General features: G+C 56.1%; 16 protein-coding genes. 5 read left to right on the forward strand and 11 right to left on the reverse strand.

Going from position 1 to position 17,399, the window contains the following annotated elements; genetic code table 11:
• Window positions 1-65: 65 nt before the first annotated feature.
• From ABEH87_RS14865 to dapA, 5 genes are all read right to left on the reverse strand, one after another.
• Window positions 66-2,063, reverse strand: coding sequence for a GNAT family N-acetyltransferase (locus ABEH87_RS14865; RefSeq protein WP_346577286.1), 1,998 nt, complete (start codon window positions 2,061-2,063; stop codon window positions 66-68).
• A gap of 6 nt (window positions 2,064-2,069) precedes the next feature.
• Complete coding sequence (locus tag ABEH87_RS14870; RefSeq protein ID WP_346577288.1) at window positions 2,070-2,930, reverse strand: neutral zinc metallopeptidase; 861 nt, start codon at window positions 2,928-2,930, stop codon at window positions 2,070-2,072.
• A 139-nt stretch (window positions 2,931-3,069) separates the two neighbouring features.
• Window positions 3,070-3,783, reverse strand: a complete 714-nt coding sequence (gene purC / locus ABEH87_RS14875; protein WP_346577290.1) for a phosphoribosylaminoimidazolesuccinocarboxamide synthase — start codon at window positions 3,781-3,783, stop codon at window positions 3,070-3,072.
• A 159-nt stretch (window positions 3,784-3,942) separates the two neighbouring features.
• Complete coding sequence (gene bamC, locus ABEH87_RS14880; RefSeq protein ID WP_346577292.1) at window positions 3,943-4,974, reverse strand: outer membrane protein assembly factor BamC; 1,032 nt, start codon at window positions 4,972-4,974, stop codon at window positions 3,943-3,945.
• A gap of 15 nt (window positions 4,975-4,989) precedes the next feature.
• Window positions 4,990-5,868, reverse strand: coding sequence for a 4-hydroxy-tetrahydrodipicolinate synthase (gene dapA, locus ABEH87_RS14885; protein ID WP_346577293.1), 879 nt, complete (start codon window positions 5,866-5,868; stop codon window positions 4,990-4,992).
• 143 nt (window positions 5,869-6,011) lie between these two features.
• On the opposite strand from dapA, the gene ABEH87_RS14890 reads away from it, so the two are divergent.
• Together ABEH87_RS14890 and bcp are read left to right on the forward strand one after the other, a co-directional pair.
• Window positions 6,012-6,563, forward strand: coding sequence for a glycine cleavage system transcriptional repressor (locus tag ABEH87_RS14890; protein WP_346577295.1), 552 nt, complete (start codon window positions 6,012-6,014; stop codon window positions 6,561-6,563).
• Between the two features lie 67 nt (window positions 6,564-6,630).
• The gene (gene bcp, locus ABEH87_RS14895) at window positions 6,631-7,098 is read left to right on the forward strand and encodes a thioredoxin-dependent thiol peroxidase (RefSeq protein ID WP_346577297.1); all 468 of its coding nucleotides are present in this window, start codon (window positions 6,631-6,633) and stop codon (window positions 7,096-7,098) included.
• A 51-nt stretch (window positions 7,099-7,149) separates the two neighbouring features.
• Here bcp and ABEH87_RS14900 read toward each other — a convergent pair whose 3' ends face one another.
• The 3 genes from ABEH87_RS14900 to ABEH87_RS14910 form a co-directional block, all read right to left on the reverse strand.
• Window positions 7,150-8,208, reverse strand: coding sequence for an AI-2E family transporter (locus ABEH87_RS14900; RefSeq protein ID WP_346577299.1), 1,059 nt, complete (start codon window positions 8,206-8,208; stop codon window positions 7,150-7,152).
• Between the two features lie 81 nt (window positions 8,209-8,289).
• Complete coding sequence (locus ABEH87_RS14905; RefSeq protein ID WP_346577301.1) at window positions 8,290-9,900, reverse strand: sensor domain-containing diguanylate cyclase; 1,611 nt, start codon at window positions 9,898-9,900, stop codon at window positions 8,290-8,292.
• A 237-nt stretch (window positions 9,901-10,137) separates the two neighbouring features.
• Window positions 10,138-10,740, reverse strand: a complete 603-nt coding sequence (locus ABEH87_RS14910) for a DsrE family protein (protein ID WP_346577302.1) — start codon at window positions 10,738-10,740, stop codon at window positions 10,138-10,140.
• Between the two features lie 662 nt (window positions 10,741-11,402).
• Here ABEH87_RS14910 and ABEH87_RS14915 point away from each other — a divergent pair.
• Together ABEH87_RS14915 and arsC are read left to right on the forward strand one after the other, a co-directional pair.
• The gene (locus ABEH87_RS14915; protein ID WP_346577303.1) at window positions 11,403-12,866 is read left to right on the forward strand and encodes a M48 family metallopeptidase; all 1,464 of its coding nucleotides are present in this window, start codon (window positions 11,403-11,405) and stop codon (window positions 12,864-12,866) included.
• 11 nt (window positions 12,867-12,877) lie between these two features.
• The gene (arsC, locus tag ABEH87_RS14920) at window positions 12,878-13,231 is read left to right on the forward strand and encodes an arsenate reductase (glutaredoxin) (RefSeq protein ID WP_346577305.1); all 354 of its coding nucleotides are present in this window, start codon (window positions 12,878-12,880) and stop codon (window positions 13,229-13,231) included.
• Window positions 13,232-13,252: 21 nt separating this feature from the next.
• Here arsC and hda read toward each other — a convergent pair whose 3' ends face one another.
• On the reverse strand, window positions 13,253-13,954 hold the full coding sequence (hda, locus tag ABEH87_RS14925; RefSeq protein ID WP_346577517.1) for a DnaA inactivator Hda: 702 nt from the start codon (window positions 13,952-13,954) through the stop codon (window positions 13,253-13,255).
• Between the two features lie 210 nt (window positions 13,955-14,164).
• On the opposite strand from hda, the gene ABEH87_RS14930 reads away from it, so the two are divergent.
• Entirely contained in the window at window positions 14,165-15,226 is a 1,062-nt protein-coding gene (locus tag ABEH87_RS14930; protein ID WP_346577307.1) for an HAD family hydrolase, read from the forward strand.
• Window positions 15,227-15,268: 42 nt separating this feature from the next.
• On the opposite strand, the gene uraA is transcribed toward ABEH87_RS14930, so the two are convergent.
• Together uraA and upp are read right to left on the reverse strand one after the other, a co-directional pair.
• Complete coding sequence (uraA, locus tag ABEH87_RS14935) at window positions 15,269-16,558, reverse strand: uracil permease (protein WP_346577309.1); 1,290 nt, start codon at window positions 16,556-16,558, stop codon at window positions 15,269-15,271.
• A 100-nt stretch (window positions 16,559-16,658) separates the two neighbouring features.
• Entirely contained in the window at window positions 16,659-17,285 is a 627-nt protein-coding gene (gene upp / locus ABEH87_RS14940) for a uracil phosphoribosyltransferase (RefSeq protein WP_346577311.1), read from the reverse strand.
• Window positions 17,286-17,399: the final 114 nt, after the last annotated feature.

The following is a 17,399-nucleotide window of genomic DNA, read 5'->3' on the forward strand; positions in this document are numbered from 1 at the left end:
AATAGCGCGATCATACGCCGCTGAGCGATGAAGAACAGGGTGAATTTTTGACGATGATGTTGGATTTATTGCAACGAGTTGACCCACTGCTGACACTGCTGCGCGCGCAGGGGATCCCGCGCCATCAGCCCCTGCTGCGCCTCCTGGCGCCAGGCCGCCAGCAGCGCTTTACGCCCGCCGATCCGGAACTGCGTACAGATTTCTGCCGCGCTCAGCCTTGCCAGCAATGCCGCGTGCAGCAGCGGCAGTGTCCCCTTTTCCTGGCTGACCAGACGACCGAGTGCAGCATGGCTGACCTCGAACGGGCGCTGTGCCCAGGCAAAACCGGATAGCTCCAGCCAGTCATCATCGGTCAGCTCTGGGTCAAAATCGCTGGCAAGCGGCAGCGACTGTGCGTCCAGCTGCTGGCGCAGCCAGTACCCATTCCGCGCCAGCCGCCGCGTAGCCCGTTCAGTCAGCCGCTGTCCGGCCGGGCTGAGGGGCAGCAGCGCCATCGCCGTGTAGCAGCCGCTGCTGGCCTCAAGCTGGGTACCGAAACGCACCAGCTGAAATCCACAGCGCTGCCAGAAACGCCACAGCGGCAGCGTAAAGCCAAAGCTGACAGAGAGGAAATCCAGCCCCTGCGTGTGCTGCCGGCAGCGCTCAATCAGCTGACGGCCCACGCCCTGCCCGCGCAGCTGCGCCGCGACCGCAATACGGCTGATGCGCCGCGAGCGCAGCTGCGGGGCGTCAGTTTCACCGGCATGGGCCGCCAGTGACTGCGCCACCAGGTTACCGCGCGGGCGGCGCGTCCCGGCCCAGATCGACGCCGACAGCTTTGCGCCGAGACCGCCCTCGTCCACCAGCCACAGTGCCCCCTGTACGCGGTCAGCCTGCATCGCGGCAATGAAGTGCATACCCGGCGCATCCATCATACGCCGCAGGTCGAGCGGTGAGGTACGGTAGTGGGCGCTGGTTAACAGCTGATAAACTGCCGCCATCCGCGCAGGCTGACGCAGCCAGTCGTGCTGCTCCAGCGCGACGTAATGCAGCGCCCCGGCCAGAGGCGGCGCTACCGCATCGTCAAACAGCAGCACGTCCGCCACAATCCGTTCCAGCGGATCGTCTGCCGCCCAGCGCAGCGGCGCATCAAGCTGATAATGCGTGACGCCCGGCAGACCGGCGCAGAACTTCAGCATAAAACCGCGTCCGGTGCCTTCATAGCCCTGCACGGTGGTGGCTAACAGCACGCGGGGAAACAGCGCCACCAGCTTTTGCAGCAGCGGCGCGGGTATGGCGGCAGCTTCATCAATCAGCAGCCAGTCAACGCCGGGGATCCACTGTTCAGCGTCGGCCAGCAGGCGGTCCGGGGCCACAAACTGAAAATATCCGCCGGCAAACTGTGCCAGCACATCGGTGGACACTTTAGCCGGTGCCGTCACCAGGCAGCGTCCCGGCCAGCGGGCTGCGAGCTGGCCCGCCAGGGCAGATTTCCCCCGGCCACGGGCGGCGGTAAGCGCGTAAATACCCGGTGGAGCGTTCAGCAGCTGGTCAAGCACCTGCTGCTGCTGGTGATTATCGCTCTGCCAGTCAGGCAGCGATATCGGTGCGGGTGGGGAAAGGGAATGATGCTGACGCCAGATCGCTACGGCGGGATCGGCCAGCAGCAGCTGCTGCAGACGATGGACAAAATGAGCGCTGGCGCAGGCGCTATCGCCCTCGCTCCAGCGCAGTGAATCACTGTCGGGCCGCTGTGACCAGCTCTGCCATTCCGGCACCAGCAGCAGCAGCCAGCTCCCGGCGCGCAGCGTACCCGCCAGCGCGGCGAAAGCCTCGGCATGAAAACCGTCACGGGCATCAAACACGGCATGGTGAAATTCGCGCCCCAGCAGCGTGCGCAAGGCCGCAGGCTCGCAGCTCAGGGGGGCAGTCGCGTGGCTTCCCACCCACAGCCAGTCACCGGGCAATTCAGACATCACCTCAGCGGCCTGCTGCGCGCACCAGGACGCATCACCGCTGATCGTCAGCAGACGGCGACAGCCCTGGCGTTCATTGCAGGCGGTTGCCGCGATAAGCGTCTTCACGCCGGTTTACCCGGCAAAGGTATTACACTGGCCCGGATTGCCGCTGTCGAAACCTTTCTTAAACCAGGTATAGCGCTGCTGCGACGTACCGTGGGTAAAGCTGTCCGGCACCACCTTTCCCTGGCTGCGCTGTTGCAGGCGGTCATCGCCAATCGCCTGCGCTGCATTCAGCGCCGACTCCAGGTCACCGGTTTCCAGCACATTTTCCTGCTGCATATAGTGACCCCAGACGCCGGCAAAGCAGTCCGCCTGAAGTTCCATCTTCACCGACAGCTGGTTGATCTCAACCTGGCTGGCGCCCTGCTGCATCTGACGCACTTTCTGCTCAATGCCCAGCAGATGCTGTACGTGGTGGCCCACTTCATGCGCAATCACGTAACCCTGAGCGAATTCGCCCCCGGCACCCAGTTTGGTGGTCATTTCGTCATAAAAAGAGAGGTCGATATACACTTTGCTGTCGGCCGGGCAGTAGAACGGCCCCATCGCCGACTGGCCGCTGCCGCAGGAGGTCGGCGTCTGGTTACGGTACATCACCAGCGTCGGGGGCTGCCAGGGTTTACCCATCTGCTGGAACAGCTTCTGCCAGGTGTCTTCCGTCAGGGCAAACACCGTGCGGGTAAACTGCGCGGCTTCATCTTCTTTCGGACTGGTGCGACGCTGCTGCTGAGACGTTTGCGTCATCTGGCTGCCGTCACCGCCGAGCAGCGGAGAGAGGTCGTAGCCGTAATAGCTGGCCACCACCACCACGATCAACAGAATCACACCGCCTTTACCACGGGGAATGCGCATGCGCCCGCCGCCAACCGTTCCTGACTGATTACGGCGGTCTTCTACATTGTCGCTTTCGCGACGCCCTTGCCAACGCATACCTTTATCCTCGTTATCGCTGAAACGCTATCTGTGGATTTTAGTCTGACGCTGCGGGGAAAACCAGAAAACGCGGTAACAGAGGAGGATTTTGCGTAAAACACTAAGGGGTCGGGCAGGCCCGACCCCACATAGCACATCAGTCGAGCTTAACGCCCAGGCGGTTCGCCACTTCTTCATAGGCTTCAATCAGGCCGCCGAGGCTCTGACGGTAACGGTCTTTGTCCATCTTGTTCAGGGTTTCTTTGTCCCACAGGCGCGCACCGTCCGGCGAGAACTCATCGCCCAGCACCACTTCGCCGTTGAACAGGCCGAATTCCAGCTTGAAATCAACGAGGATCAGGCCGGCATCAGAGAACAGCTTGCTCAGCACGTCGTTAGCTTTGTAGGTCAGCTCACGCATGCGCGCCAGGTTCTCTCTGCTCACCCAGCCGAAGGTTTCACAGTAAGATTCGTTGACCATCGGGTCGTGTTTAGCATCGTCTTTCAGGAACAGATCAAACAGCGGTGGATTGAGGATCATCCCCTCTTCCACACCCAGGCGTTTTACCAGAGAGCCAGCCGCACGGTTACGTACCACGCACTCTACCGGCACCATATCCAGTTTTTTCACCAGCGCTTCGTTATCAGAGAGCAGGGCTTCCATCTGCGTCGGGATGCCGGCTTCCTGCAGCCTGGTCATAATGAAATAATTGAACTTGTTGTTAATCATTCCTTTACGGTCAAACTGTTCGATACGCTCACCGTCCAGCGCTGACGTATCGTTACGGAATTCGAGTACCAACAGATCCGGGTTTTCGGTGCTGTAAACGGTTTTCGCTTTGCCGCGATACAACTCAGCTTTTTTCTGCATCTTGTTTAACTCCAAACGATATAAGTGTCACTATCAGGCCGGCAGTACCGTCCCGTTAAAATTTTGCTGGCGGAATTATATGTTCCGCGGGTAAAAAACCGAAGCAATCGTTTACGTAATGCCAAATAAAAAAGGCCGGAGCATCTCCGGCCTTCTGGCTTACTTGCTGAATGCGGCCTGGAACACCGCCACCAGCGCATCATTCTGCGACTGGGTCAGCGGGTGGCCTTTCGGATCGAGGAACTGCAGGCTGCTACGGTTATCCAGGTCACCGACCTGAAGTTTGTAGTCACCATTTTTCAGCTCCGGATCTTTCGCACCCAGCTGGTCAAAGGTATCGCTACCCGGCGCTTTGTACGTCACGCTCAGACTCCCCTGGGAACGATTGCTGTCGCTCACGTCCATACCAATACGTTTCAGCGTGGCGGGCAGACGCTGCCAGACCACGTTGAACGGCGCGCGCAGGATCAGGTTTGGCAGGCCGGTATCATCGGCACCGCTCTGCACGTCGATCTGGGTCGGGCTGCGGCTGGCCACCGCGTTTTCACGCGTGGATTCAATCTTATCCAGACCTTCACTGACGGCATTCAGCATCTGCGCGGTGTAGCGCTGGATCTGAACAGGAGACGTCACCACTTTATCCTGCTGCTGCAGTTCCAGCAGTTTGACGATCAGCGCCTGCTGACCTCCCTGCTGCTGAACGCTTAACTGATAGCGACCACGATACTGGTTATCTTCATCCGCACGGTTCCACTGCACCCAGTCGGTCGTCAGGGACTGACGTGCGTCCTGGCGGTCGGCGATCGGGTACTTCGCGGCCTGAACCACATCAACCACCTGAGGCCACAGTGCACCACTGCGAGTATCAACCAGCAGCGTACCGGAGTTACCGGCAAACTGAGTGCGTGTGCCATTCATCAGAGCCAGCGACTGAGCTGGTGGACGAATATCCAACTGCTTACCCACCTGCCCGTTACTGCTGACGTTTGGTATATCAAAGTCGCCATTCTGCAGCGGCAGGATCATGCCAGCAGGTGCGCGCAGATCGCTGAGATCGGCTGCCTGCAGGTAGGATTCGTCACCGCTCACCTGACGCTTGTAACGTTGATCGTTAGAGCATGCTGCCAGCAGCATCACTAACGACAGTCCCACCACTTTCGCTACCGTGGACTTTTGTACTGAGTAAGCCATTAATTCTCCCTAAATTTAAAGCAGGCCAGCGTTTTTCAGTGCCTGCTCAACAACCGGACGACCGGCATCGGTCAGCGGCGTCATTGGCAGACGCAGCGTATCGGTTGCTATCAATCCTAATCGTTTCGCGGCCCATTTTACCGGGATAGGATTCGGTTCAGCAAACAGCTTGTGATGCAGATGCATCAGGCGCTGGTTCAGAAGGCGAGCCTCAGCAAAGTTGCCCTGCTGTGCCAGAGCACAGAGTTCAACCATCTCACGCGCAGCAATATTGGCTGTTACGGAGATGACACCGTGCCCGCCCAGGTGCATAAAGTCCAGCGAAGTGGCGTCATCGCCACTCACCAGCACAAAATCTTCATTTACCCGCTCTTTGATCTGACTTACCCGCGATAAGTTCCCGGTCGCCTCTTTGATTCCGATAATATTTTTTATTTCGGCCAGGCGACCCACGGTTTCCGGCAGTAAATCAGTGCCGGTACGCGACGGGACGTTATACAGCATCTGTGGCAGCGCGGTGCTTTCGGCGATGGTTTTGAAATGCTGATACAACCCTTCCTGCGTCGGACGGTTGTAATAAGGGGTGACAGTCAGACAGCCGACAACGCCAGAATTTTCGAAGCGTCGGGTCAGAGAGACGCCTTCGGCCGTGGCATTAGCACCGGTTCCGGCAATAATCGGAATACGACCATCTGCCAGCTCCAGCGTCAGCATCACCACGTCACCATGTTCATCATGGCTGAGGGTGGCAGATTCGCCGGTGGTTCCTACAGAAACAATTGCCGCCGTTCCGCTGGCAATATGGTAATCAATCAGTTTTTTCAGACTCGCACGGCAGACATTACCTTTGTCATCCATCGGCGTTACAAGCGCAACAATACTTCCCGTGAACATTAGCCATCCCCTCGACAAACAAGTGCTTCATGGTACGTTTGTAACAGCAATAAAAGCAAGCGCAGAGGGCGGCTCAAGCGCTTGTCAGCAGTTTTTTTTATGTTTACCTTATAGTTATTAGTATTTGAACAGGAAGCTTGATTTTGCCGCAGTCATCGCAACACCATTTGGTTATCACTGCCCTTGGGGTTGACCGCCCTGGGATCGTCAATGCGATCACCCGTCATGTCAGCAGCTGTGGATGCAATATTGAAGATAGCCGCCTGGCCATGCTGGGCGATGAGTTCACGTTTATCATGCTGTTGTCAGGCAGCTGGAATGCCATTACGCTGATTGAATCCACTCTGCCGCTTAAAGGGGCAGAGATGGAACTACTGATTGTCATGAAGCGGACCAGTGCCCGCACAACCCCGCCGATGCCGGTGACGGTCTGGGTTCAGGTTGAGGTCACCGATTCACCACACATCATTGAACGCTTTACCGATCTGTTTGATTCGCATCAAATGAACATCGCGGAACTGATCTCGCGCACTCAACCTGCACAAGAAAATCAGCCGCCGCAGCTTTATATTCAACTGACTGCGCACAGCCCGGCAAGCCAGGATGCCTCTTTTATTGAAATGGCGTTCAACCGACTCTGTACAGAGCTGCATGCTCAGGGCACTATTAAGGTCGTCTCTCATCACGGCGCGTAGTTATGCCAACCGCGTGAGAAAGTGCGTAAATTTCCCCACAGCATGATGATAAAAACGGAGAGTAGTAATGAATCCACTGAAAGCCGGTGATACCGCACCGAAATTTAGCTTGCCCGATCAGGACGGCGAACAAGTAAATTTGACCGACTTCCAGGGACAGCGCGTTCTGGTCTATTTCTACCCGAAAGCGATGACGCCAGGCTGTACCGTCCAGGCTTGCGGTCTGCGCGACAGCATGGATGAGCTGAAAAAAGCCGGAGTTGACGTATTGGGTATCAGTACCGATAAACCGGAGAAACTCTCGCGTTTTGTCGAGAAAGAGCTGCTGAACTTCACCCTGCTTTCTGATGAAGACCACAAAGTCTGCGAGCAGTTTGGTATCTGGGGTGAGAAAACCTTTATGGGCAAAACCTATGACGGTATTCACCGCATCAGTTTCCTGATTGGCGTGGATGGCAAAGTCGAGAAGGTGTTTGACGATTTTAAAACCAGCAACCACCACGACATCGTGATGGATTACCTGAAGTCAGCGTAATCGCCATATGCGAACAGGGGACGACTTTTTACCGGTCGCCCCCTGTAATCTTTACGATTTGGCCAGCTCATCCGGCCAGGCATGAACCACGGCTTTCACCAGCGTCGCCAGTGGAATAGCAAAGAACACTCCCCAGAACCCCCACAGTCCGCCAAAAACCACCACGGATAAGATGATGACCAGCGGATGCAGGTTGACCGCCTCCGAAAACAGCACCGGCACCAGGATATTGCCGTCCAGCCCCTGAATCACCAGATAGACAACCAGCATGGTCCAGAAGTCTCCGGACAGCCCCCACTGCCCCAGCCCGACGCCAATGACCGGAATCGTCACCGCCATCGCCCCGACGTAGGGCACCAGCACCGAAAGACCGACCAGCACGGCCAGCAGCAGCGCGTAGTTCATGCCAATGGCAAGGAACCCCACCCAGCTGACGACACCAACCACCACCATCTCCAGCACCTTGCCGCGAATGTAGTTGGACACCTGCTGATTCATCTCCACCCACACCTGCCCTGCCAGACCACGATTACGCGGCAGCACGCGACGGATAGCGTTCAGCATCTGATCTTTATCTTTCAGCAGGAAGAACACCATTAGCGGCACCAGCACCAGATAAATGGCCAGCGTCATCAGCCCGACCAGCGACGCCAGTGAATACTTCACCAGCTGATCGCCCAGCCCGCTGAGGCGGCTGCGCAGGTTTTCCACCACGATATCGACAATGCCCACATCCATCAGCGTCGGGAAACGCTCCGGCAGACGCGTGGCAAACTGATACAGCCGGGTCAGCATAGTGGGCAGCTCATGGGTCAGGTTAATTCCCTGCTGCCACGCCACCGGCACCACCACCAGCATCAAAATCAGCAGCAGCGTCGCAAAGACAATCAGCACCAGCGTCACCGCCCAGGTGCGCGAGCAGCCCAGCCGCTCCAGCCGCACCGTCGGCCACTCCAGAAGATAGGCCAGCACGATAGCGACCAGCAGCGGGGCCAGCAGGCCGTTAAAGAAGAAAAGAATGCAAAAAGCCGCGATTAAAATCGCCAGCAGCGCAATCGCCTGAGGATCGCTAAAACGACGGCGATACCACTGCATAAGAAGTTCCAGCATGGGAGTCCTTGCCTGAAAAAAAGATGGGAAGAGTGTACCTGATACGGCCCGTCCTTGCGTCATGCAGGACGGGCGTAAAAACTACTGCGGCAACACCTGCGCGACGGCAGGCGGTTCTGCGGTGATTCTGGCAACGACCACCTGATTACGTCCGGCATTTTTTGCCTGGTAAAGGGCATCATCGGCCTGTTTAAGGGTGTCATCCATACTGCTGTTGGTGTCAGGAGACCAGAAAGCGACGCCGATGGAGGTAGTAATGTGGCCAACAGGATCGAGCGGGAACTGTTCAATGCGTTTTCGCACCCGCTCGGCGATCGTTATCGCCACGTCGCGATCGGCCCCCGGCAAGATCATCATAAACTCTTCCCCACCGTTACGGCAGATCACATCCGTCTGGCGCGCGCCCTGCTCCAGCTGCCGCGCCACCGCCAGGATCACCCGGTCACCGGCATCATGGCCAAAGGTGTCATTGACGCGTTTAAAGTAGTCGATATCCAGTGCCAGCACCGCAAACGGCTGGCGGGTGGTCTGAAAGTAATCCAGTACCGCATTCAGGCCACGCCGGTTGAGCAGGCCGGTCATCGGGTCGGTCTGCACTTCACTTTTCAGACGACCAATTTTATCCTGCATCAGCGCAATCCCGGCCAGCATCGCCCGTTTGATCTGCGAGGCTTCATAATACCAGGAGCGGATGCCGTTAATCTCTTTCGATACGCTCTGCGTATCCATCTGACTGGCTTTACGCGCCAGCTGCCAGAGCGGCAGCGCAATACGCTGGGCGAGAATTAGCGCAATAATCAGCGTCAGCAGCGCAAACGGCACCGAATGTTTCAGCACTTTCAGCAGCAGGCTGTTCAGCGGAGCGAGCGTGGCCTGAGTCGGTTTCAGCGTAACGATGGTCCAGCCCGCTATCGGAACATTGGCATAGCCTGCCAGCATCGACTCACCGTTTTCGGTGGTAACCTTCTGGTTGCCATTGCCGGACTTACTGCGCGTGGCATTACTGATCAACGGATCGATAATTTTCCCCACCATCTGGCGGTCCTGGTGATAAAGCACCTGGTTTTTACCGTCGATAACGTACAGCGTGGAGCCGTCGCGATAGAACTGCTCGCCGAGCAGAACATTAAGAATACTTTTCTTTTTCAGATAAATAGAGCCACCGACATAGCCCAGATAGCTGCCGGTTTTTGACCAGACAGGCCAGGAGACAAACACCAGCAGATTATTCGCCGCAGACAGGCTCGGCTGGCTGATCAGCGGTTTACGCTCTTTCAGCGCCTGCTTCGCGGCGCTGGAACTCAGGTGCATCCCTTTCAGCATCAGGGATTCCGGAGAAATCGCGCGCACCCAGCCATTGGCATCAACAATCACCACGGAGTTAAAACTGTTGGTTTGCTCACGCAGGCGGTCTACTTCGTTCTGCAAAGTGGCATCGTTATCCAGCCCGTCGCCCAGCACTTTGGCGCTGTAAGAGAGCTGTGATTCTGCCAGCTGGAAAAACACTTCCGTGGTCGAGGCCAGCTTGGTGGCATAAACCCGGTTAGATTCCAGCGTGTTACCAATCAATACATCGCGCTGTACACGCCAGCTGGCGTACAGAGAATTGGCAAGAGTAATCACAATACTGGCAACCGCCAGTAAGGTAATCAGGGTGCGCAAGTCCGTTTTGGGCCGCTTAAGCCTCAACATGAACTCACCCCGGTGAGAAGCATCATTATCAGCGCCTTATACATTTTTTATGCGCGTTGATACCCGAAAGACGAAGGGTACGTTTGAAAGTGCAGGTTATGCCCTGGTAAAGCACGCGGCAATTGTACACCTCTCAGCCAATTTGGGAATATTCTGAGGCCTTCAGGTCCGATAAATATTTCACTTAAAGCGAAAAATGTTTTGATGAGGTGCGGGCCAGAAGCCCGCCAGGAAGAATTACATCGACAGGAAGGCGTAGCCCTGATTTTCGAGGGTGGAAACGGTCGTCGGGCTAGACAGCGCGTGGGTAACGGATTGATCAATCCATTCGCTTTTGAAATGGTGGAATGCCACAGACTGGTCGCACACCGAGACATCAACCCCTTTCTCACGCAGCGCGGCAATCAGCTTCAGGTTCGGATTATCCATGCCAAACAGCTTGTGGTACTGCTGATTGTTGAGCATGGCAGGCGTACCGTCCCCCGTAACCGAGACGACAAACTTCAGTTTTTCTACGGGAACCCCGGAGGCAACATACAGGTTGACCACGCGGGCCACGCGTTCCAGCCCGAGGTTTGGATCGTTGGGGCCGTTTTCAGCTTTGGTAATCTGGAACACGATCTTATTGCTGTCATTAACATTCGGCTTATAGGCCACATCCGCCTCGTAGTGCATTTTGCCGTAACCTTCAATCGCCGGCGTGGACCAGAAACCGGCCGGATCGCTGACCGGATCAACCCGGCTGGCGATTTTATCGATCAGTTCAGGCGCTTTAGAAAAGCTGGCGCCGACAAAGCCGGCAACGGCGGCAATCAGCACGTAAGAAACCACAGGACGCATAACAAACTCTCCGCAACAGCACAGTAATGAGTGAGGTATAACACAGCCCTTACACAAAGGTTTATCGGCTATTTTCAGGAGCCGTGCTGATTAGTTTCCTGCGGAAATAATATGCCTTCGCTACTGTGTGAATAAGGTGATATATCGGCATTCCTCCCGGCTTCAGCTTACTACCACCCTTATTTACAGAGGTGGCAAGCATCTCGCAACGGTGAATAAGGGGCAGAGATGAAAGCGCCCTGTGGTGAATTGAACCGCTGGATCTGAAGTGCCCGCCATTCCGGCCAGGTCAGTGAAATTTAGCTTAAGTAACCCTGGGTAACAGCAAAGGCGTCTCACATCTTTTTTCAGAGTAAGCCCTATCAATTGTCGTGCCACTGTCAGTAAATTTGAATAAATTTACTTAACTTTAGATTCAACGTTCCCTGTAATACGGACTGTCAGGTCATTTCGCCAGCGGAGCAGGGCCAGATGGCCTGCCCTTCCCCGTTCAGTTTTTTGCCGCAATAAGAGAGCTGCCGCTGCGTAAGGCTCTATTAAGCCATTTCATTCGGCACGGCCTGTGGTTAAGATGTAAAATTAGTGCGCTATCTTTACGCACGCAGAAGAACATTTCGGCACATTGCCGGTCAGAAACTGGACTTCCTTGTTAGGGTTTACGTATGTTCATCCGATTAAAGAAAAGCCTGCTGGCTTCCCTGATGGTGACTCTGCTGACGGGCAGCCTGCTTCCGGCACGTGCTGATATTAGCGATAATCTGCCCGATATTGGCACCACGGCGGGCGGCACACTGTCGATCAATCAGGAACTGGCGATGGGCGACTTCTATGTGCGCCAGCTGCGTGCCAGTGCGCCGATTATTAATGACCCGCTACTCAATCAGTATATTAATCAGCTGGGTCAGCGCCTGGTCAATCACGCCTGGTCGGTTAAAACCCCCTTCCATTTTTACCTGATCCGCAACGATGAAATTAACGCGTTTGCCTTCTTTGGCGGCAATGTGGTGCTGCACTCTGCGCTGTTCCGCTACAGTGATAATGAAAGCCAGCTGGCTTCGGTGATGGCGCACGAAATCTCCCACGTCACCCAGCGCCATCTGGCGCGCGCCATGGAAGAGCAGCAGCGTAACGCTCCGCTCACCTGGGTCGGCGCGCTGGGATCCATTCTGCTGGCGATGGCCAGCCCACAGGCGGGAATGGCGGCGTTAAGCGGCACGCTGGCTGGTGCCCAGCAGGGAGTCATCAGTTTTACCCAGCAGAATGAACAGGAAGCAGACCGCATTGGTATTCAGGTTCTGCAACGCGCCGGTTTTGACCCGGAAGCGATGCCCGACTTTCTGCAAAAGCTGGCCGATGCCTCACGCTTTGCCTCAAAACCCCCGGAAATACTGCTGACGCACCCCTTACCCGACAGCCGACTGTCCGATGCCCGCAACCGCGCCAATCAGATGAAGCCCGTGGTGGTGCAATCTTCCCAGGATTACTACATGGCGAAAGTGCGGGCGCTGGGCATGTTTTCGACGGGGCAGAATCAGTTGACCAGCGATTTGCTCACCACACTGACGCACGGCAACAGCCGCGAGCAGGCTGCCGCGCTGTATGGCAAAGCGGTATTGCTGCTGGGAGAAAATAAATTCGCAGAGGCCGGCGCGATCGTTGCGCCATTACTGGCGAAACAACCCGATAGCCTCTGGTATCTGGACATCATGACCGATATCGACATCGGCTTAAAACGGCCCCAGCAGGCCATCAACCGGCTGCTGGCGGTGAAAGGCGTGAACAGTAACCCGGTACTGCAACTCAACCTTGCCAACGCCTATGTCGAGGCGAAACAACCGGCAAACGCCAGCAAGGTGCTTTATCGCTATACCTGGGCGAACAAAGATGACCCGAACGGCTGGGACCTGCTGGCGCAGGCGTCTGCGGCCCAGGGGCTGAGCGATGAAGAACAGGCGGCACAGGCCGAGAGTCTGGCGCTGGCAGGCCAGCTCGATCAGGCGATTCGCAGCCTGAGCAGTGCCAGCGCTTCGGTGCCACTCCGCAGCCTGAAGCAGGCGCGCTACGATGCCCGCATCGACCAGCTGCGCCAGCTGCAGCAACGTTTCCGCCAGTATCAAAAATCATAAGGAAAGGATCGATGTCTGACGTACAGATTTATCACAACCCGCGCTGCTCCAAAAGTCGCGAAACTCTGGCGCTGCTGCAGGCGCAGGGAATTGAACCGCAAGTTATTTTGTATCTCGATACACCACCGGATGTTGCCACGCTGCAGGCGCTGCTGGAAAAACTAGGCTTTGGCGGCGCGCGGGAACTGATGCGCACCAAAGAGCAGGAGTATAAAGCGCTGGGACTCGACGATCCCGCGGTGAGTGAAGAACAGCGCCTGAAGGCAATGGTGGCACACCCGAAACTGATTGAACGTCCGATAGTCGTCGCTGGCGGTCAGGCACGTATCGGCAGGCCGCCAGAGCAGGTGCTGGAGATCCTGTAAGGATAAACCCGGCGCAGCAGACTAAAGCGCCAGCGTCTCTTTGACAAAGGGGATGGTGAGTTTACGCTGAGCGCTGATTGACGCCTGATCGAGCTGATCCAGCGTGACGAACAGCGTTCGCATTTCACGGTCGAGCCGTTTCAGCAGGAAGCGGCCGACATCTTCCGGCAGCTCAAAGCCGCGCAGCCTGGCGCGCAGCTGCAGAGCCTGGACTTTATCTTCATCTGATAGCGGTTGCAGCTTGTAGATTTGCCCCCAGTCAAGACGCGATGCCAGATCCGCCAGCTTCAGATTGAGCTGGCGCGGGGGACGATCTCCGGTGATCAATAAGCGCGTTTTTCCGGTTTCCAGAATGCGGTTATACAGATCGAAGATCGCCATTTCCCAGGGCTCATCCCCGGCAATACACTCGATATTATCAATACAGATCAGCGCGAGCTGCTCCATGCCGTCGAGCACTTCAGGCACGAACCAGGTGCGTTTATCCAGCGGAACATAGCCCACCGCTTCCCCTTTGGCCGACAGTTCGGCACAGGCGGCGTGCAGCAGATGGCTGCGTCCCCCACCCTCGCGGGACCAGAAGTAGAAATAGCTACCGTGTTCCTGGTGTAGTGCGCCCTGAAGCGCAGCCAGCAGCGACGGGTTTTCCCCTGGCCAGAAGCTGGCAAAGGTTTCGTCGTCGGGCAGGTAAAGTGGCAGTGAGAGCTGTGCCGGCGTGTTCAGATTCACCTCAGGGTTTGAGCAGGCAGAAAACGCGAAAATTCTAACACAACTCGGTGAAGATCATGAAACGCTTAGCGAGACGCGATCCCTGTAAGGGTGAGTGCCAGGGTGAACAGGCAATAAGTGCGATCCCTTTCCACCAGTCTGGCATCGCAGAGAAGGGATCATTACCCTTACTATTTTTAAGGCTTTTGTTAACATGGAGTGTTTATGTCAAAGCGAAGATCGTCTCGTCTCATTGTTCTGATTGTCGGTCTGCTGGCGGCGGCCATCAGCCACGCAACCGAACTGAAACACTGGCCTGAAGAGCAGGCTAAAGCGCTCAACCAGCTGATCCTCAGTCACCGCCACCAGGGCGATTATGCGGTGTTTGATATGGATAACACCACTTACGTCAACGATCTGGAGGAAGCCCTGATCCCGTGGCTGGAAAATCATCAACTGCTGACGCGAGAAACCCTCGACCCTTCATTGAAATTGATCCCGTTTAATGACCTGCCGGGCAAACCGGAGAGCCTTTACAGTTATTATCATCGCCTGTGTAACATTGATGCGTTGATCTGTTATCCCTGGGCTGCGCAGATTTTTTCCGGCATGACGGTGCAGCAGGTGAAACAGCAGGTCGACGCGATGCTGGCGCAGCAGGCCGCCATCCCGGTGATGCTGAACGACAACCACCGGCAAACTTCTTCATCAGTACAGCCACCGAAAATGTTGCCCGGAATGCAGGAGCTGTTCGCCCGATTACAGGAAAATGGCATTCGCGTCTATATCATGAGCGCGGCGCATGAAGAGCTGGCCCGCATGGTCGCCAGCGATCCTGCTTATGGTTACAACGTGAAGCCAGAAAATGTTATTGGTATTAATACCTTGCTCCGCAATTCCACCACTCATGAACTGACGACATCGCGTAAACAGATCCGCGAGGGTCATTACCAGCCCGCTAAAAACCAGCCGTTGCAGTTCACATCATTTCTGACCAGTCCGATGACCTGGTTCGAGGGAAAAGCGGGCAGTATGCTGGCGTACATCGACCAGTGGCGCAAACCGATTCTGGTGGGTGGCGATACACTTTACTCTGACACTTTTATGCTGTTAAACAGCAGCGATGTCGCCAGGTCCGGATACCGGTTGTGGATTAGTCGCAGTGATGACACCCTTAAAAAGCTCGACGGGCTGCTTAAAAAAATGGTCAGCGAGCAAAAAAATGCCGGTGTAACGCCTGATGCAGATAAAAACTGGATTGTCGTCGAACAGCAGCGGCTGCAATAGCCAGTGAAAAGAGGTGGGCTAAAAAGCCCACCCTCTGGAGGTTTACTTGCCGCTGTCGCGCTCTTCCGCGACATCGATGATCTCTTCTTCACGGCGGCACAGGCTGATGACCTTAAAGATCAGACTGAGCCCCACACCGACCACGGTGGCTAACGCCATCCCTTTCAGTTCAGCGGCGCCGATATGAACTTTTGCTCCGCTGACGCCGATGATTAGGATCACCGAGGTCAGGATCAGGTTCTGTGCCTTGTTGTAATCCACCTTTGATTCGATCAGTACGCGGATACCCGACGCGGCAATCACCCCGTACAGCAGCAGAGATACGCCGCCCATCACCGGCACCGGAACGGCCTGGATTGCCGCCGCCAGTTTACCCACGCAGGAGAGCAGAATCGCCAGAATCGCCGCGCCTCCGATAACCCAGGTGCTGTAAACGCGGGTGATGGCCATCACGCCGATGTTTTCGCCGTAGGTGGTGTTGGGCGTTGAGCCAAAGAAGCCGGAGAAAATGGTCGAGATGCCGTTGGCAAACATCGAACGATGCAGGCCCGGATCTTTCAGCAGGTCCTTTTTCACAATGTTTGCCGTAACGACCAGGTGACCGATGTGCTCTGCAATCACCACCAGCGCCGCAGGCAGGACGGTGAAGATGGCATACCATTCAAAACGCGGGGTATAGAAAGTCGGCAGGGCGAACCAGTGAGCCTCACGTACCGGCGTCCAGTCCACGATACCCAGGCCGAAGGAGAGCGCATAACCCACCAGCACGCCAACCAGAATGGGGATAATCGCCAGGAAACCGCGGAACAGTACCGAACCAAATACCGTCACGCCCAGCGTCACCATGGAAATAATAATGGTTTTGCTGTCGGCCGCGCTGCCATCAGCAGGTAACAGACCGGACATATTCGCCGCCACGCCTGCCAGCTCCAGACCGATCACCGCCACAATGGCACCCATCGCTGCCGGAGGGAACATCACGTCCAGCCAGCCGGTCCCGGCTTTTTTGACAATCAGCGCCACCAGGCAGAACAGCACACCGCACATAATAAAACCGCCCAGCGCCACTTCATAACCAAGCGGCAACAGCAGCAGTACCGGGGAAATAAAGGCAAAGCTGGAACCGAGGTAGGCCGGTATCTTCCCTTTACAGATAAACAGGTAAAGCAGCGTACCGATGCCGTTAAACAGCAGCACGGTGGCCGGATTGATATGGAACAGGATTGGCACCAGTACCGTTGCGCCAAACATGGCGAACAGATGCTGGAAACTGAGTGGAATCGTTTGCAGCAGCGGTGGCCGCTCGTGTACGCCAATTGCACGACGCGTCATAATGTGAATACCCCTTGAGTGTTTGCCATAAAAAAGCCGACTCTGCGGTCGGCTTAACGCTTATCGGGTCGGGCATGCCCGCCCCTACAAAAATACGGGCTTATTTGGTACCAAAGATCTTATCACCGGCATCGCCGAGGCCGGGGATAATATAGCCTTTCTCGTTCAGGCCCTGATCGACGGAAGCGGTATACACTTCGATATCCGGGTGGGCTTTCTCCAGCGCGGCCAGCCCTTCAGGTGCCGCCACCAGTACCAGCACCTTGATGCTGTTACAGCCGGCTTTTTTCAGCAGGTCGATGGTCGCAATCATGGAGCCACCGGTCGCCAGCATCGGGTCAACCACCAGCGCCATACGCTCTTCAATGTTGGACACCAGCTTCTGGAAATACGGCACCGGCTCCAGCGTCTCTTCGTCGCGGTAAACCCCTACCACGCTGATACGGGCGCTTGGCACATGCTCCAGCACGCCTTCCATCATGCCAAGCCCGGCACGCAGAATGGGCACTACGGTAATCTTCTTACCTTTAATCTGCTCGATTTCTACCGGGCCATTCCAGCCCTCGATAGTCACCTTTTCGGTTTCCAGATCGGCGGTGGCTTCATAAGTCAGCAGACTTCCCACTTCTGACGCAAGTTCACGGAAACGCTTGGTGCTTACGTCATGTTCCCGCATCAGACCCAGTTTATGTTTGACCAGCGGGTGTTTGACTTCCACGATCTTCATTGTTGTACTCCCGGAGTGTTAAGCTGCAAAAAAAAATCGCGAGATTATAGCGCCATTTATCCTCCGCGCCATATGACTTAGTGCAATAGTTTAGCGATCCTCTGCATCCCTGAT

It is taken from the genome of Erwinia sp. Eh17-17, from assembly GCF_039675725.1.
In the GTDB taxonomy this organism is placed as follows: Bacteria; Pseudomonadota; Gammaproteobacteria; order Enterobacterales; family Enterobacteriaceae; genus Erwinia.

What these genes read in the sequence shown, in the direction of transcription:
- uraA (WP_346577309.1), bottom strand. Translation starts at nt 16,558, where the DNA reads ATGACGCGTCGTGCAATTGGCGTACACGAGCGGCCACCGCTGCTGCAA.
- bamC (WP_346577292.1), bottom strand. Translation starts at nt 4,974, where the DNA reads ATGGCTTACTCAGTACAAAAGTCCACGGTAGCGAAAGTGGTGGGACTG.
- bcp (WP_346577297.1), top strand. Translation starts at nt 6,631, where the DNA reads ATGAATCCACTGAAAGCCGGTGATACCGCACCGAAATTTAGCTTGCCC.
- ABEH87_RS14900 (WP_346577299.1), bottom strand. Translation starts at nt 8,208, where the DNA reads ATGCTGGAACTTCTTATGCAGTGGTATCGCCGTCGTTTTAGCGATCCT.
- ABEH87_RS14905 (WP_346577301.1), bottom strand. Translation starts at nt 9,900, where the DNA reads ATGTTGAGGCTTAAGCGGCCCAAAACGGACTTGCGCACCCTGATTACC.
- ABEH87_RS14915 (WP_346577303.1), top strand. Translation starts at nt 11,403, where the DNA reads ATGTTCATCCGATTAAAGAAAAGCCTGCTGGCTTCCCTGATGGTGACT.
- ABEH87_RS14930 (WP_346577307.1), top strand. Translation starts at nt 14,165, where the DNA reads ATGTCAAAGCGAAGATCGTCTCGTCTCATTGTTCTGATTGTCGGTCTG.
- upp (WP_346577311.1), bottom strand. Translation starts at nt 17,285, where the DNA reads ATGAAGATCGTGGAAGTCAAACACCCGCTGGTCAAACATAAACTGGGT.
- purC (WP_346577290.1), bottom strand. Translation starts at nt 3,783, where the DNA reads ATGCAGAAAAAAGCTGAGTTGTATCGCGGCAAAGCGAAAACCGTTTAC.
- arsC (WP_346577305.1), top strand. Translation starts at nt 12,878, where the DNA reads ATGTCTGACGTACAGATTTATCACAACCCGCGCTGCTCCAAAAGTCGC.
- ABEH87_RS14910 (WP_346577302.1), bottom strand. Translation starts at nt 10,740, where the DNA reads ATGCGTCCTGTGGTTTCTTACGTGCTGATTGCCGCCGTTGCCGGCTTT.
- dapA (WP_346577293.1), bottom strand. Translation starts at nt 5,868, where the DNA reads ATGTTCACGGGAAGTATTGTTGCGCTTGTAACGCCGATGGATGACAAA.
- ABEH87_RS14870 (WP_346577288.1), bottom strand. Translation starts at nt 2,930, where the DNA reads ATGCGTTGGCAAGGGCGTCGCGAAAGCGACAATGTAGAAGACCGCCGT.